The organism is Xenorhabdus sp. PR6a, assembly GCF_028599065.1.
In the GTDB taxonomy this organism is placed as follows: Bacteria; Pseudomonadota; Gammaproteobacteria; order Enterobacterales; family Enterobacteriaceae; genus Xenorhabdus; species Xenorhabdus doucetiae.
Genome location: NZ_JAQRFJ010000070.1, coordinates 1 through 15106 on the forward strand (window position 1 = coordinate 1; position 15106 = coordinate 15106).

15 protein-coding genes and 1 tRNA gene are annotated in these 15106 nt (G+C 46.1%); 12 read left to right on the plus strand and 4 right to left on the minus strand.

Annotated features, from left to right (window positions below):
* Positions 1–136 precede the first annotated feature (136 nt).
* A complete protein-coding gene (yiaK, locus tag PSI15_RS15230) occupies positions 137–1135 on the minus strand; it encodes a 3-dehydro-L-gulonate 2-dehydrogenase (RefSeq protein ID WP_273584258.1) in 999 nt (332 codons plus the stop codon).
* Between the two features lie 250 nt (positions 1136–1385).
* Here yiaK and PSI15_RS15235 point away from each other — a divergent pair, with 250 nt between their 5' ends.
* Entirely contained in the window at positions 1386–1943 is a 558-nt protein-coding gene (locus PSI15_RS15235; protein WP_273584259.1) for a YagU family protein, read from the plus strand.
* A gap of 19 nt (positions 1944–1962) precedes the next feature.
* On the opposite strand, the gene PSI15_RS15240 is transcribed toward PSI15_RS15235, so the two are convergent.
* Positions 1963–2568 (minus strand): HD domain-containing protein, encoded by a 606-nt coding sequence (locus PSI15_RS15240; protein WP_273584260.1) that lies wholly within the window; start codon positions 2566–2568, stop codon positions 1963–1965.
* 16 nt (positions 2569–2584) lie between these two features.
* Positions 2585–3586 (minus strand): tRNA-modifying protein YgfZ, encoded by a 1002-nt coding sequence (ygfZ, locus tag PSI15_RS15245; protein WP_273584261.1) that lies wholly within the window; start codon positions 3584–3586, stop codon positions 2585–2587.
* A gap of 39 nt (positions 3587–3625) precedes the next feature.
* Here ygfZ and PSI15_RS15250 point away from each other — a divergent pair, with 39 nt between their 5' ends.
* Genes PSI15_RS15250 through PSI15_RS15260 form a run of 3 tightly spaced genes read left to right on the plus strand, consistent with a single transcriptional unit; the run spans position 3626 to position 4515 of the window.
* On the plus strand, positions 3626–3799 hold the full coding sequence (locus PSI15_RS15250) for a hypothetical protein (RefSeq protein ID WP_273584262.1): 174 nt from the start codon (positions 3626–3628) through the stop codon (positions 3797–3799).
* A 37-nt stretch (positions 3800–3836) separates the two neighbouring features.
* Entirely contained in the window at positions 3837–4103 is a 267-nt protein-coding gene (sdhE, locus tag PSI15_RS15255; RefSeq protein WP_273584263.1) for an FAD assembly factor SdhE, read from the plus strand.
* Positions 4084–4515, plus strand: coding sequence for a protein YgfX (locus PSI15_RS15260; protein WP_273584264.1), 432 nt, complete (start codon positions 4084–4086; stop codon positions 4513–4515). Before sdhE ends, PSI15_RS15260 begins: the two co-directional genes overlap by 20 nt.
* A 20-nt stretch (positions 4516–4535) precedes the next feature.
* Here the strand turns inward: PSI15_RS15260 and fldB are convergent, their stop codons facing one another.
* The gene (fldB, locus tag PSI15_RS15265; RefSeq protein ID WP_273584272.1) at positions 4536–5054 is read right to left on the minus strand and encodes a flavodoxin FldB; all 519 of its coding nucleotides are present in this window, start codon (positions 5052–5054) and stop codon (positions 4536–4538) included.
* Between the two features lie 117 nt (positions 5055–5171).
* On the opposite strand from fldB, the gene xerD reads away from it, so the two are divergent.
* The 8 genes from xerD to PSI15_RS15305 all read left to right on the plus strand — a co-directional run bounded on the left by xerD (position 5172) and on the right by PSI15_RS15305 (position 14960).
* Positions 5172–6113, plus strand: a complete 942-nt coding sequence (gene xerD, locus PSI15_RS15270) for a site-specific tyrosine recombinase XerD (RefSeq protein WP_273584265.1) — start codon at positions 5172–5174, stop codon at positions 6111–6113.
* Positions 6114–6145: 32 nt separating this feature from the next.
* Entirely contained in the window at positions 6146–6847 is a 702-nt protein-coding gene (gene dsbC, locus PSI15_RS15275) for a bifunctional protein-disulfide isomerase/oxidoreductase DsbC (RefSeq protein ID WP_273584266.1), read from the plus strand.
* 171 nt (positions 6848–7018) lie between these two features.
* Positions 7019–8752, plus strand: a complete 1734-nt coding sequence (gene recJ / locus PSI15_RS15280; RefSeq protein WP_273584267.1) for a single-stranded-DNA-specific exonuclease RecJ — start codon at positions 7019–7021, stop codon at positions 8750–8752.
* 116 nt (positions 8753–8868) lie between these two features.
* Positions 8869–9967, plus strand: a protein-coding gene (gene prfB / locus PSI15_RS15285; protein WP_273584268.1) for a peptide chain release factor 2 whose coding sequence is annotated in 2 segments (ribosomal slippage) — positions 8869–8943 and positions 8945–9967 — 1098 coding nt in all. Because the reading frame shifts where the segments join, the coding sequence is not laid out codon by codon here.
* Between the two features lie 9 nt (positions 9968–9976).
* Positions 9977–11491, plus strand: a complete 1515-nt coding sequence (lysS, locus tag PSI15_RS15290) for a lysine--tRNA ligase (protein ID WP_273584269.1) — start codon at positions 9977–9979, stop codon at positions 11489–11491.
* A gap of 171 nt (positions 11492–11662) precedes the next feature.
* Positions 11663–11733, plus strand: a tRNA-Gly gene (locus PSI15_RS15295).
* Positions 11734–12135: 402 nt separating this feature from the next.
* A complete protein-coding gene (gene tssI, locus PSI15_RS15300) occupies positions 12136–14148 on the plus strand; it encodes a type VI secretion system tip protein TssI/VgrG (protein WP_273584270.1) in 2013 nt (670 codons plus the stop codon).
* On the plus strand, positions 14145–14960 hold the full coding sequence (locus PSI15_RS15305) for a DUF4123 domain-containing protein (RefSeq protein ID WP_273584271.1): 816 nt from the start codon (positions 14145–14147) through the stop codon (positions 14958–14960). Before tssI ends, PSI15_RS15305 begins: the two co-directional genes overlap by 4 nt.
* Positions 14961–15106: the final 146 nt, after the last annotated feature.

Sequence of the window (15106 nt, forward strand, 5' to 3'; positions counted from 1 at the left end):
GGTATTCCTGTCCACGCTCATCATATAAACCCGCTTTAAGATAAGTGCCGCCGCAATCAATCCCCAGACAGAAATTACGCTTATGTTTGCTCATAGGATGCAACCTTAATGTTTTTTATCATCGTGGGTATTTCTCTCAGAGTGCTTTAATTTTCTCCCATACCCGATCGTCAATGGTCATGCCATTTCGCCGATTTTCTGCTTGCCTGCGCAGCAATTCATGACCCGGTAACCGGATGGCTGTATCGGGATCTGTGCGTTGCGCTGATGTAATAAAATCCATGATGGTTTTCAGCTTTTTTTCCCGCGAAGGGCCATCAATCAACTTATCCACTTCAATGGCGATAAATACCTGTGAAATCCCATATTCATCACCCTGATTTTGGGTAATTTCAGCGACCGATAAACCGTTTGACAGTAAGGTTGCGATGAGATCCAACACGATGGATAAGCCGGAACCTTTCCAGTATCCCATGGGTAAAATCCGGCGATTTTTCTCAATGGTGGCGGGGTCTCTGGTTAAATTACCATCATCATCATAACCCCCCTCGACAGGGAGTGGTTGCCCGGCTAATCGATTGACCTCTAGTTTTCCGTAAGAAAACATCGACATTGACATATCAAGCAACGTGATGGGATTACCCGGTACGGCAATGATCAATGGATTGGTGCCAATTCGGCACTCTTTGGCTCCCCAAGGCGGCACGGCAGCAACGGAATTCGTCCAACAGAGGCCGATAAACCCTTTTTCCGCCGCCTGCCAGCCATAGCTTCCCCCCCTCATCCAGTGGTTGGCATTACGTAATGCCACCAAACCCATGCCATATTCCGCAGCCAGCTCGGTGGCCCTATTCATCATCGCCTTCGCCGTCAGATTCCCGATGGCGCGTTGTGCGTCCCACTGTTCAATCGCCCCCAGAGACGCCATTCTCACGGGTTTGGCATCGGGAATAATATGCCCGGCATCAAGCTGCTGAATAAATCGGGGGAAACGGTTCACGCCGTGTGAATAGACGCCAAATTCCGTGGTGCGGGCAAACATTTCTGCGCAGGCATTGGCGGTTTCAGCCTGAATACCCCGCGCCAACAGAACTTGGGTAAGTTGTGCTTTTAATTGCTCGAAAGTGACTCGCACGTCTTCTTCCTCACTTTAAGTTTTGACTTATGACGAGAGCCTGCAATAACATGATGCGATAGTTTCGGTTGGTACAAGTTTTGATTGATACAATATTGTGTTTATTTGATTGTATGTATTTGAACTTAAACAATTCATCTCAGAATGAGCATATAGGGGGAAAGAGAGAAGGGGCATTAGAAATGGTTTAACCGGGTTCATTTACTTTAATGAAAATAAGATAATCACTCGCTTATATGAGGTATTCGGGATGAATATATCTTCAATTTTATCTGTTAATAAGAGAGATACCCGACATTATGCCATCGCCTTATGGGGCGGTTTTCTGGGAGGAAATATTGCCAGTTTGGTTAAATGGGGAAGCGAAAATCTCCTGCCCCCGAGAACACCTGACAGTGCCATTCCTCCTGCCGAGATGCTTCAAGCCTGGGGAGCTAAAGTCAATGACATGGCCTATCATTATTCAGGCCACCTCGTAAATTGGGGCGTGGCTGGTGTTCATCATCTTTTTTCGCTCATACTGGCCATTTTCTACGCTCTCATGGCAGAAATTTTTCCGATTGTAAAATTGTGGCAGGGTACTGTTTTCGCTTTGCTGGTTGTCATTGTTTTCCACGGTATCATTTTACCCATCAATGGCTGGTCTGCTCCTCTCTGGGCGTTGTCTTTCGATGAGATATTCTCTGAAATCGTGGGCAGTGTTCTCTGGATATGGACCATTGAAGTTTTCAGACGTGATATCCGCGACCGGATGACGAGAAATTGGGAAATCAAGCTGTCAGAAACAACATCTGACAGCTTGATTTAGAAGATAAAGGGCGGGGGAATTATTTTAACCAGCCTTTTCCTTTTGCGGCTTCTAATTGTGGCAGCAGGTATTGCCACAGTTCAGGGTAACTTTCAGCCACAAACTGGAGCAGGTTATAAACCTGCTCAAAGCGAATGTTATTCTCAACCCAGCTCTGTCCGTGATTATGCAGGTTCATAAAGACTGGCATAATTCGATCGAGTGTCTTCGCAAAACATGCTTCAGGCGTGATGGCATCTTCGTATTCGTGCCAGAGTTGCAGAAAATATTCTCTCTGTGTTGCCGGCAGTAAGCCAAAAATACGGTCAGCCGCTTTAACCTCTTGTTCGTGAATGGCTTCACGGGCAGCCAGATCGAAGACGATAACATCCCCCGCATCGATCTCAACAATGTCATGAATCAACGCCATCTGTACGACGCGGCTAATGTTCACATCGCCGGCATAAGGGGCAAAGCCAAGCACAGCAATCGCAAAATGCCAGCTATGTTCAGCGGAGTTTTCATGGCGCGTATTATTCAATAATTTGGTTTTACGATGGACATATTTTAATTTATCCAGCTCCATGATAAACGCAATGACATCGGTGAAAGGGCCGAAATCAACAGGAGGTATAGCTAACGACATACATAAACCCCAATAGTTATTTTTCTTCGTTGAGTAAATAAGGCAATGTTTGAATAGTAAGAACGCTGCCTTCATCGTCACGGATACGGAATACACTCTCGGCTTCCATATCATTATTCATCACAACTTGTACCCAAATTGAACCATCAACCAGTTTGACCGCGGCCAACACTGAACCTGTCCGCCGCCATTTATCGCCTAATTGCCACTCCAAATCATCGCCAACGGCAGGCAGAGAAGCCGCATGACCCGCCAGCCAATACATGGCTCGCTTGTTTGCCCCTCGATATTTGGCGCGAGCGACCATCTCCTGACCGGTATAACAGCCTTTCTTAAAGCTGATACTGTTTTCGATGGCCTGAAGGTTGGTTGCCTGCGGAATAAATTGGGCACTGCTGGCGGCATCAATCACCGGGAACCCTGCTTCAATTTCCAGCGCCAGCCATTGTGGGCTACCATTCAACTGTGATTGACACTCTTCGACTAACGTTTCGGTTAATTTAGCGGCCGTGGTTTTGTCCGTGACTAAAAGGAAACGTTCCGTGGGAAATGCTAAGTGGAGAAGTGTGGTGGTTTCGTGCTGGATAACCGGAAATTCGGTATCGGGCAAGGTTGGGAAGCATGTTGCCAGCGCTTCCCGGCTTCCTGTACCGGCGACACCGAGCAAGAGACTTTCTTCATCTTTGGAAAATGTTACTTTGGAAAACACGGCATACTTTTTCAATTCGGTTAGCTGCGTTTCCAGGAGCGAACGGCGTTCAATATAGGCAAAACCTTCTTCACGTTGAAACAGCCGTAAGTTACTCCACATCTTCCCCTTGGCATCACAATGGGCAGTTAACACATGCTGGTTATCATTCAAAGAGGTAAGATCAGCGGTAATCTGACCTTGCAAGTATTTTTCTGCATCAGCGCCAATTGCTGTCACTATTCCCCAATCATCAAGGGAAATTAAAGTCAGTGGAAGTGTTGCAGAAGGGGATGGATATTGTGCAGAAAACGGAATTTGGTTAGCCATAACAACTCCTGCCAGTCAGCTATCTAAGAAATAACGCTAATGGTAAAAGAGAAGTGGATTAATGCAAAGGAGTTCTTCGGGTTATTGCTGGATAATGAACGCCTCATTAATCTGTTGCGATACGCTTCGCATCTTGTCGATATAGCGCGTGATTCACCTTGTGCAGAGGATGAAAAACAGGCCAGAATCGTTGATAATCTTATTGCCGCCTGACTGGCACGTATGAAAATGATAAAGAGGCTTTTTAAACATGGATATTGGTAATAAAGCACGCATTCACTGGGCATGCCGTCGTGGAATGCGTGAGCTGGATATTTCTATCATGCCATTTTTTGAATATGAATATGATTCATTACATGATGATGACAAACGGATTTTCGTTCGTTTGCTGGAGTGCCCGGATCCTGATCTTTTCAATTGGATCATGAATCATGGACGGCCTGACGATGATGAGCTTTACCATATGGTGAAATTGATCCAAAGTAGAAACCAAGCCCGTGGTCCTGTGGAACAATAAATTAAGGGGATCTCGCTATACTCGCCTGTTTTCCACGGGCGTACATGGCGCCACAGCCGCAATGGCTGCTTTGTTGGCACCCTGGCCGGTTAACGGTGCCTGTTTTTGGTTGTTGCCACTGTTTGTTGTCATCATAAGCAGTTGGGCATGGAGCCAGAAAAATATCCGCCAATGTCAGGGTAGGCTGGTACTGTTTAAAGGCAACAAAGTGCATTGGCAAAACGCCGCCTGGAGCATCGACCAAGTACCGTGGTTCCATCGCTATGGTATGGTCGTTATGCTCCATGCCTTTAGTCGGCACGACCAACCACCAATCCGGTTATGGATAGCATCAGACAGTATGTCGCCTACAGCGTGGCGCCATTTGAATCAACTGATGCGCCAATATTCTGATAATAAAAACAACAGATAAAATAACAGTGAAAACAGTGACTAAAACAGGGCTTCCATTTCAGCTAATATCTGTATACACCATTCGCTTAAACGTTCATCTGTTTGCTCGAATTGGTTGACATCATCCAGCGCCAGCCCGACAAAATGTTTGCCATCTTCGGTTAAAGGTTTCGGGCTGGTAAACTCATAACCGTCTGTTGGCCAGAATCCAATAAACTGTACACCTGTTGGCCGCAGGTGGAGATACAGCATCCCCAAGGCATCCAGAAACCACTCGCTATAATCGATTTGATCACCCATGCCATACATGGCAACGATTTTTCCTGCCAGATCTAACGAGGGAAGCTGTTCCCAAATCGCCAGCCAATCTTCCTGTATTTCGCCAAAATCCCAGGTGGGGATACCGAAGATCAGGACAGAATATTCTTCCATCAAGCGGGGATCGCAATCCTTAACATTATGCAGGTCGATCAGATCTTCACCGAGTATATCGCGTATTTTTTCTGCTACCATTTCTGTATAGCATGTGCTGGAACCGTAAAAGAGACCAATTTTCATCATTATTTATCAGGGAATTTCGAATATCAGGGGCGGTATTGTAACAGAATAATTGCTTTTTCAGGCATAATAGCCGATCGGAAGGCGAAGATAGGCAAATAATAAAAAGGAGGGCTTGTGCCAAGAAAACGTAACCTATCAGATAACCCTTTATCGGAACCGCATTCACCGGCTAATCCCCTGATAGAGCAATTTCTCGATACCATTTGGCTGGAAAAAGCGCTGGCCGAGAACACATTGGCTTCTTATCGGCTGGATTTACAAGCTTTGAACAATTGGCTGGTGCATTATGGCCATGATTTACTTTCCGTACCGTCGATAGAGTTACAATCATTTTTAGCGGAACGCGTCGATGGCGGTTATAAAGCCAGTAGTTCAGCCCGATTGCTGAGTGCAATGCGGCGGTTGTTTCAGTATCTATATCGTGAAAGAATGCGGGAAGATGATCCAACTGCGCTATTATCTGCGCCCAAATTGCCCAAACGCTTACCTAAGGATTTAAGCGAACAGCAAGTTGAAAATTTGCTTAATGCGCCTGTGGTTGACCAACCCATTGAGCTGCGGGATAAAGCCATGCTGGAAGTGCTGTATGCTTGTGGCTTGCGAGTTTCAGAACTGGTTGGCCTGACCTTATCCGATGTGAGCTTGCGTCAGGGCGTGGTCAGAATAGTGGGTAAGGGAGATAAGGAAAGATTGGTTCCTTTGGGAGAAGAGGCCGTTTATTGGCTGGAGAAATATCTGGAACATGGGCGCCCGTGGCTATTGAATGGGGCTGTATCTGATGTATTTTTCCCCAGTAAGCGGGGAAAACAGATGACACGCCAGACGTTCTGGCATCGGATTAAACACTATGCCGTGTTGGCCGGCATTGATGCCGAACGCTTGTCTCCCCATGTTTTGCGCCATGCTTTTGCCACACATTTACTCAATCACGGCGCGGACTTACGTGTTGTGCAGATGTTATTAGGCCATAGTGACCTTTCCACAACGCAGATTTACACTCATGTAGCAACCGAACGCCTCAAAATGCTGCATCAACAACATCATCCCCGTGGCTAGCGGCGGAGTTAGATGAAAATAAGGAACAAATCATGAAGAAGAGTGCGTTTTGCCTTTCATTACTGTTGAGTGCTGTTATCAGCAATGCCTTTGCTGATGAGAGTGCGATCAATAACTCACTGTCTAAAATGGGACTTAAGGCAGAAAGCATCACTCCATCACAACTGCCGGGTGTGAATGCGATTTTAACCGAGCATGGCATTGTTTATATCTCTGATGATGGTAAGTACCTGTTACAGGGACCACTTTATGATATTAGTGGCAAAGTGCCGAAAAATGTCAGCAACCAAGTTCTGGTTAAAAAACTGGACGCTTTGAAAAATCAAATGATTATTTACAAAGCACCAAAAGAAAAACATGTTGTAACAGTGTTTACTGATATTACCTGTGGTTATTGCCGCAAATTGCATGAGAGCATGCAAGAATATAACGATTTGGGGATCACAGTTCGTTATCTGGCGTTTCCTCGTCATGGCTTGCAACACCAATCCGCCAAAGATATGCAGTCTATTTGGTGCAGTGCGACACCGAATAAATCATTGAACGCTGTTTTCAAAGGTGAAAAAGTCTCTCCAATCAAAGCGTGTAAGACGGATATTGCGAAACAATATAATCTGGGCTTGCAGTTTGGTGTTCAAGGCACCCCGGCGATTGTCCTGAAAGATGGCAACGTGCTGGGGGGGTATTTGTCACCGAAGGATTTACTGGCTACGTTGGAACAACATGGCGAATAATCGAAATTGCTAATATATCCCGCTTTAGTGCATACAGTTAATAAATACATCCTATAAACTTCAAGTTGCCGCTCGCAAGACGAAAGCTGCTGATTATCTCCCTCGCAGCGCGGGGAGATAATCAATGCCTCTTGGTGTACGACGAGTATAAAAATCAGTGAATAAGAAACTGTGAATAGAGAAATACAACTCCGCCGCCGACCAGTGGCGGATTCTAGCCATCTTCCCAATCATATCCATCCATTATTGCGCCGTTTATACGCCATGCGTGGTATACGCCAAGCTGATGAGCTGGAACGTGGTGCAAAGGGACTTCTCAATTACCAATCCCTCAATGGGATTGAGCAAGCCGTTACCTTACTGGTCACTGCGTTACATGAACATTGGCGTATCGTGATTGTCGGCGATTTCGATGCAGATGGCGCAACCAGTACGGCATTGAGCATGCGTGCCTTGCGTGCAATGGGATATCGCAACCTGGATTACCTTGTGCCAAACCGTTTTGAAGATGGTTATGGATTAAGCGTTCAGGTGGTGGATGAAGTTGTCAAAAAAAATGCGGATCTGATTATCACCGTAGATAATGGGATCTCATCCCATGAGGGTGTAGTTGCAGCACATCAACACGGCATCAAGGTGATCGTCACGGATCACCACTTACCCGCTGAAACACTGCCAGCCGCGGACGCCATTATCAATCCCAATTTAGTTGACTGCGCCTTTCCTTCCAAGGCGTTGGCAGGGGTTGGTGTCGCATTTTATCTGATGTCTGCACTCAGAGCTGAATTGCGTCAATTGGCATGGTTTGACCAACAAGGCATTCCATTACCGAATCTGGCGGAACTGTTGGATTTGGTGGCACTAGGGACAGTGGCAGATGTGGTTCCCCTTGATACCAACAACCGTATTCTGGTCTATCAAGGATTAAATCGCATTCGGGCAGGGCGTTGCTGTGTAGGAATACGGGCTTTGCTCGAAGTTTCCAGGCGGGAACCGACAAAATTGGCTGCCAGTGATTTGGGGTTTGCATTGGGACCACGATTAAATGCAGCCGGCCGTCTGGATGATATGTCTGTTGGGGTGGCGTTACTATTGGCCGATGACATGATGCAAGCTCGCCAAATCGCTTGTGAGTTGGATGGACTGAACCAAACCCGTCGGGAAATTGAGCAAGGTATGCAGCAAGAAGCCTTGCAGATTTGCGATAAAATCGAGCGAACTCATACTCTGCTCCCTTACGGGCTGGCGATTTACCATCCTGAATGGCATCAAGGGGTTGTGGGGATTTTGGCTTCACGCATTAAAGAACGTTTTCACCGTCCGGTCATTGCTTTCGCTCCGGCGGGAGAGGGGATATTGAAAGGTTCAGGGCGTTCCGTCAATGGCTTGCATATGCGCGATGCCCTTGAGCGCCTTGATACCCTGCATCCTGGACTGATGTTGAAGTTTGGCGGTCATGCGATGGCAGCGGGATTGTCGATTGAACAAGACAAATTTGACCTCTTTCAGCGCTATTTTTCCGAGCTGGTCGCCGACTGGATGGATATTGCCCAACTTGAAGGCGTCGTTTGGAGCGATGGTGAATTAGCATTGGAACAATTATCGCTGGAAGTGGCTGAAATTCTGCGTGATGGTGGCCCGTGGGGGCAGTCATTCGCGGAGCCAGTCTTTGACGGCAAATTCAAGTTATTGCAACAGCGCCTCGTGGGTGAAAAACATCTGAAAGTCATGCTTGAACCATTAAATGGTGGGCCGATATTAGATGGCATCGCATTTAACATTGATGTCAGTCGCTGGCCGGATAATAGTATCAAAACGGTAGAATTGGCCTACAAGCTGGATATTAACGAGTTTCGTGGTAATCGTGCTCTCCAGCTTTTGATCCAGCATATTTGGCCGTATTGAATGAACTTAAAAGACCAAGGCTATAAACCCTTTGCCAGATCCGTTACAATGCACGGTTCGAAAATAGCCATGCGACCATCGTTTATTCATAATACACAACGTATAAGACACAAAATATGTTTGAAATTAATCCGGTAAAAAATCACATTCAGAACCTGTCTGAGCGGACAGCCGTTCTGAGGGGGTATCTTTGACTATGATGCCAAGAAAGAACGCTTAGAAGAAGTCAATGCTGAACTCGAACAGCCTGATGTCTGGAATGAACCGGAACGGGCACAGGCGTTGGGGAAAGAGCGTTCATCACTTGAAATCATCGTAGAAACTATCAATCAGCTCTCTCAGGGATTGGAAGATGTAAACGGCCTGCTGGAACTGGCTGTTGAAGCTGATGACGAAGAGACCTTCAATGAAGCTGTCGCTGAATTGGAACAGTTAGACGAAAAACTCGGCCAACTTGAATTCCGTCGCATGTTCTCTGGCGAATATGACAGCGCAAACTGCTATCTGGATCTTCAGGCGGGATCGGGGGGGACAGAGGCACAGGATTGGGCCAGCATGTTGATGCGCATGTACCTGCGTTGGGCTGAATCCAAGGGCTTTAAGACTGAAATCATTGAAGAATCGGATGGTGACGTTGCCGGTTTGAAATCTGCCACCATCAAGATCATAGGGGAATATGCTTACGGTTGGTTGCGCACCGAAACGGGCGTCCATCGCTTAGTGCGTAAAAGCCCTTTTGATTCAGGTGGTCGCCGCCATACATCATTCAGCTCTGCCTTTATCTATCCAGAAGTGGATGATGATATTGACATCGAAATCAACCCAGCTGATTTACGCATTGATGTATACCGTGCCTCTGGTGCGGGTGGTCAGCACGTTAACAAAACCGAATCGGCCGTACGTATCACCCACGTACCGACGGGTGTTGTTACCCAATGTCAGACAGACCGTTCTCAGCATAAAAACAAAGACCAGGCGATGAAGCAGTTGAAAGCAAAACTGTACGAACTGGAAATGCAGAAGAAGAATGCCGATAAGCAAGCAATGGAAGAGAACAAATCGGACATCGGTTGGGGCAGTCAGATCCGTTCTTACGTTTTGGATGATTCCCGCATTAAGGATTTGCGTACCGGTGTCGAAACCCGTAATACCCAATCTGTGCTGGATGGGGATTTGGACAAATTCATTGAAGCAAGCCTAAAAGCTGGCCTATGAGGAACTAAAATGTCACAACAACAGCAAGGAGCTGAACAGGCTCCTGATTTAAATAACGAACTGAAAACTCGCCGTGAAAAACTGACTGCTTTGCGCAGTAACGGCATTGCTTTCCCCAATGATTTTCGTCGCGAAAACATTTCCGAAGACCTGCACGCAAAATACGATGACAAGACGAAGGAAGAACTGGAAGCTCTGGACATCGAAGTGAGTATTGCCGGTCGCATGATGACACGCCGCATCATGGGTAAGGCATCTTTTGCAACCCTGCAAGATATGGGCGGGCGCATTCAGATCTACGTTTCCCGTGATGACCTGCCGGAAGGTATTTACAACACGCAGTTCAAGAAATGGGATTTGGGTGACATTTTAGGCGCTCGCGGTAAGCTGTTTAAAACTCAAACGGGTGAACTTTCCATCCACTGCACTGAACTGCATCTGCTGACCAAAGCACTGCGCCCGCTGCCGGATAAATTCCACGGTCTGGCGGATCAGGAAACCCGCTATCGTCAGCGTTATTTGGATCTGATCTCGAATGATGAATCACGTAAGACCTTCCAGATCCGTTCCCGTGTGATGTCGGCATTACGCAACTTCATGATCAAAAAAGACTTCATGGAAGTTGAAACGCCAATGATGCAGGCGATCCCCGGTGGTGCCAGTGCGCGTCCATTTATCACGCACCATAACGCGCTGGATATCGACATGTACCTGCGCATCGCGCCGGAACTGTACCTGAAACGTCTGGTGGTCGGTGGTTTTGAGCGTGTTTTCGAAATCAACCGCAACTTCCGTAACGAAGGTGTTTCTCCGCGCCACAACCCAGAGTTTACCATGATGGAACTCTATATGGCGTATGCGGATTACCAAGATCTGATCGTCCTGACCGAAGAGCTGTTCCGAACTTTGACCCAAGAAGTGCTGGGAACAACCTTGGTGAAATATGGCGAACAAAAGTTTGATTTTGGTCAGCCTTTTGCCAAGCTGACCATGAAAGAAGCGATCTGCAAATATCGTCCAGAAACCAACATGGCCGATCTGGATGATATGGATAAGGCGGTTGTTATCGCGAAATCCTTGGGCATTGATGTGGAAAAAGGCTGGGGTCTGGGTCGCGTTCAGTGTGAAATCTTTGAAGAGACCGCTGAAAGCCACCTGATTCAGCCGACCTTTATTACGCAATATCCGGCAGAAGTTTCTCCGCTGGCGCGCCGTAACGATGATAACCCATTCATTACCGATCGTTTTGAATTCTTTATCGGCGGTCGTGAAATTGGTAACGGCTTCTCGGAGCTGAACGACGCGGAAGATCAGGCAGAGCGTTTTGCCGAGCAGGTTCGTCAGAAAGATCAAGGTGATGACGAAGCGATGTTCTATGATGAAGACTACATCACTGCGTTGGAGCACGGCTTGCCGCCAACAGCGGGTTTAGGGATTGGTATCGACCGTATGGTGATGTTATTCACCGACAGCCATACTATCCGTGACGTTATCCTGTTCCCGGCGATGCGTCCGCATAAATAATCATTTTTGATTAAAACCCGTTAAACGTCTTGTCTGGTTAACCGGGCAGGACGTTTTTTTATATTCATTAAAAAGACTTAAACAACTGACTGAAATATAGACAAATATTAACGATATACTACTTGCTGAGATTCAGTAACAGGTATATATTTGACAGCACATTTCGTTGATGCGAGTGTAGTTCAATGGCAGAACGAGAGCTTCCCAAGCTCTATACGAGGGTTCGATTCCCTTCACTCTCTTGAAGTCCACTAAAGTACATTAAATGCAATAAAATAGTTATCAGTATTTCATTCTCTCTAAGTCCAGTGTTGTCTTTCTAAATCTATGCAATTTGCTGGTTTATCTGGTTAATGTATTAGCCCGGTAACATGGAGAAGACAAGCGCAGCGCGTCAGTGTGTTTTTAATCTGTTGCATTACGTGAAATTAAAATGAGGTAATCATTTGATTTTATTTAGGAAGATAAGTTAATTACAATTTTTCTAATCTGCTCTTATTCATACTGGAATATATAAATAATTTTGTTATATTTTGCTCCATACTGTACCCAAAACAGATAATTGTAATTTCATCACTAAATTATTATTACCATTCAGGCACTAATTAAGGGATTGATACACCAAAATAGTATGGAGAGCACAAATGAGCAGGGTAATAGATAAAATCAATCAACTCCTTGATCGCTCAGGTTTAATATTTACACTGATTACAGATAATTTACCCGAACAAACTTTTGCCGTCGTGGATTTTTCCCTACACGAATTACTGTCTTCCCCTTTCCGGCTGGAAGCCACATTGACCTGTAAAACCCCGGAGATTAACTTTGCCGATGTCCTCGACAGAAACGCCGCTTTTGCTGTACATCGCAATGGACAAATTGAGTGGCAAATTACCGGGATGGTCACCCATTTTTCACTATTTTCAATTGGCCGTCATCGCAGCCACTATCATATTACTATTCAGCCGCCGTTATGGCGTGCCTCCTTGCGGGTTAATAGCCGGATTTTCCAAAATCAATCGGTTATGGATATTGTGGAGACGCTGCTCAAGGAAAACGGCATCAGTCGTTTTTTCTTTGCATTCGGCTACAAACATCCACCACGGGAATTTTGTGTTCAGTACGATGAAAGCGATCTGGCCTTTATTCAGCGTTTGCTGGCTGATGAGGGCATTTTTTATTACTTCACTTTCGATCAGGAACAACATGAGCAACGCATCATGTTTCACGATTCCTGTCTGTCCCTTAATCAGGTCATTAGCGTTCCTTACCGCCCCGAAGCTGACGTAACAGGAGGAACAACCAGTATTCACCAAGTTAGCTGGTCAGAGCGCGTTGGCGTTGCCAATATCTCCACCAAAGACAGAACGTTTAAGAACCCGCGCTGGAACCGGGAATTCTGGTATGAAGGGCGCAATCTTGATCATCAGCGGATATTGAACAGCTATCATTATTACGATTTCCCCAGCCGCTTTAAAGATGATGATTTAGGCCAGCGGGCAAGCCAATATCGTCTGGAATACCTGCGCCGGGATACTCAGCTTGGCAACGGCCATGGTGACTGTTTTGCTATGTGGCCGGGGCAATTGTTTAACCTGGACGATCACCCCAGAGAGGTTTTTAACGACCAATGGCAGCTTATCCACATCACCCATTCCGGCCGCCAGCCACAGGCAGATGAAACGCAGTCCGGCGATGGCGGTACATGGCTGTCCAACCAATTTACCTTCACCACACGAAAAAATTCTTACCGTCCTTCTCCCTATCCAAAACCCAAAATGGAAGGCCCACATATCGCCACAGTCGTTGGGCCGGAAGGTGAAGAAATCTTCTGTGACGAATATGGGCGCGTTCGTATCCAGTTTGATTGGGACAGATACGGTGAATTTAATGACCGCAGTTCCTGCTGGGTGCGGGTCAGTCACGCATGGGCAGGGCAACTAATGGGCATGATCGCCATTCCCCGCATTGGACATGAAGTATTGGTGGATTTTGTCCACGGTGATCCCGACCAACCTATTATTGTCGGGCGGGCTTACCATGCGAACAATATTCCGCCAAACCGCCTGCCAATGGCAAAAACCCAGATGTCAATCCGCTCGAAAACCCACAAAGGTGAAGGATTTAATGAACTGCGATTTGAGGATGCGAAAGATCGTGAAGAGGTATTTATCCACGCCCAGAAAAATCTTGCCATTCAGGTACGTAATTCACGGGGAGAACGGATTAACTATGACCGAACAACCAGTATCGGTCATGACGATGAACTGGTGATAGCCAATAACCGTAAGATCACTGTAGAAGGTCAACAAGATCATAAAACTACCGGCAATTATATTGAGCAGATTGACGGTGACCGCTCGTTACAGCTCAAAGGCGATCTGGCTGAAAAAATTCAGGGGGTCGTCAGTGTGGATGCGCAGGGTGATCTTACCTTGCAAAGTGGCAGCAAAATTACCCTGAGTGTCGGAGGAAATTTTGTCGTGCTTCATGCTGGCGGTATTGATATCAAAGGTGCAGCGATCAACCTGAACTCCGGTGGCAGCCCCGGTGATTTACTGGCACCCGCCAACCCTGCCATCCTGCTTGCGGCGGCAAGCGAGGGTTCGATGTTTGTCGCTCACTGCCCAATGAAAGAGAAGGAGAAGCAGGAATGAGTCAGGAAAAACTCTACGCTATTATTGATGGAGCAGCAGAACCCGATCTGTTTTTGACGCTGGAGCGTTATGACCCGCCTTCCGCTTGCCTTTATGGTGAACCTCTCCAGCCAGAACTGGTTAAAATCGCGCCTTATCTGGTACAGGTAAATGAAAAAGTCAAAATCTGGCTGGAATGCCGCAAAACACCGTGGGGAATTTTCGTCCACAGTGCAGCAGATATGAAAACCCTTCGCCAGCATTTAAGGAAATACCTGCAAGTGCTGCTTCCTCAGCAGGAAAAGCCGGTATTTTTTCGCTTTTATGATCCGCGTAATATCTGGGATTTTCTCGGCGTATTAAGTGACTGGGAAGTGCATTGCTTTTTGGGGCCGATCTCACGCATCACAACACTTTATCTTGAAGAAGAACGCACGGATAACTTTGCCAAAATCAGAGAACCTTTTCCTGATAATGCCAAAGGGAAATATAAAATTTTCAAAATCAGCGAAGAACAGTATGAATTGATAGAGATAAAGCAAAAAGAGAAGTATTTACAAAAACTTTATTCAATTTTGTTATCTGAGTTGGCAGAAATAAGAAAAAGTATCAGTATCGTCAACGCAATGCCATTTTTAGCTTTTTTCTATGATTATCTACTTTCTGAGAAAATTACAGACACTCATTCTATCGAGGGAATTCTTAAGAAAGTGATCAGAGAAGAAAATTTCGATATTGATGAGTTTGATGAATCCATTTTAGCCAGACTTACTGATGATGAAACTCCCGGCTGGTATAGGGCTAATAAATTTATTTATGACATTAAGGAATAATAATGGATACTGTTGTTGGAACTAATGCGGGAAAGGCTTGTGCAACATGTGATACTCCACCATCTTGCACTCATAAATATGAAATAAAAGGTGAAAAAGAGACTCATCTAAACTTTCCAGAAATGCATAAAATGTTCGAGGTGGTT

Coding starts and splice junctions, on each gene's coding strand:
- PSI15_RS15235 (WP_273584259.1), top strand. CDS start 1,386: ATGAATATATCTTCAATTTTATCTGTTAATAAGAGAGATACCCGACAT.
- PSI15_RS15240 (WP_273584260.1), bottom strand. CDS start 2,568: ATGTCGTTAGCTATACCTCCTGTTGATTTCGGCCCTTTCACCGATGTC.
- ygfZ (WP_273584261.1), bottom strand. CDS start 3,586: ATGGCTAACCAAATTCCGTTTTCTGCACAATATCCATCCCCTTCTGCA.
- PSI15_RS15250 (WP_273584262.1), top strand. CDS start 3,626: ATGGTAAAAGAGAAGTGGATTAATGCAAAGGAGTTCTTCGGGTTATTG.
- sdhE (WP_273584263.1), top strand. CDS start 3,837: ATGGATATTGGTAATAAAGCACGCATTCACTGGGCATGCCGTCGTGGA.
- fldB (WP_273584272.1), bottom strand. CDS start 5,054: ATGAAAATTGGTCTCTTTTACGGTTCCAGCACATGCTATACAGAAATG.
- dsbC (WP_273584266.1), top strand. CDS start 6,146: ATGAAGAAGAGTGCGTTTTGCCTTTCATTACTGTTGAGTGCTGTTATC.
- lysS (WP_273584269.1), top strand. CDS start 9,977: ATGTCACAACAACAGCAAGGAGCTGAACAGGCTCCTGATTTAAATAAC.
- tssI (WP_273584270.1), top strand. CDS start 12,136: ATGAGCAGGGTAATAGATAAAATCAATCAACTCCTTGATCGCTCAGGT.
- PSI15_RS15305 (WP_273584271.1), top strand. CDS start 14,145: ATGAGTCAGGAAAAACTCTACGCTATTATTGATGGAGCAGCAGAACCC.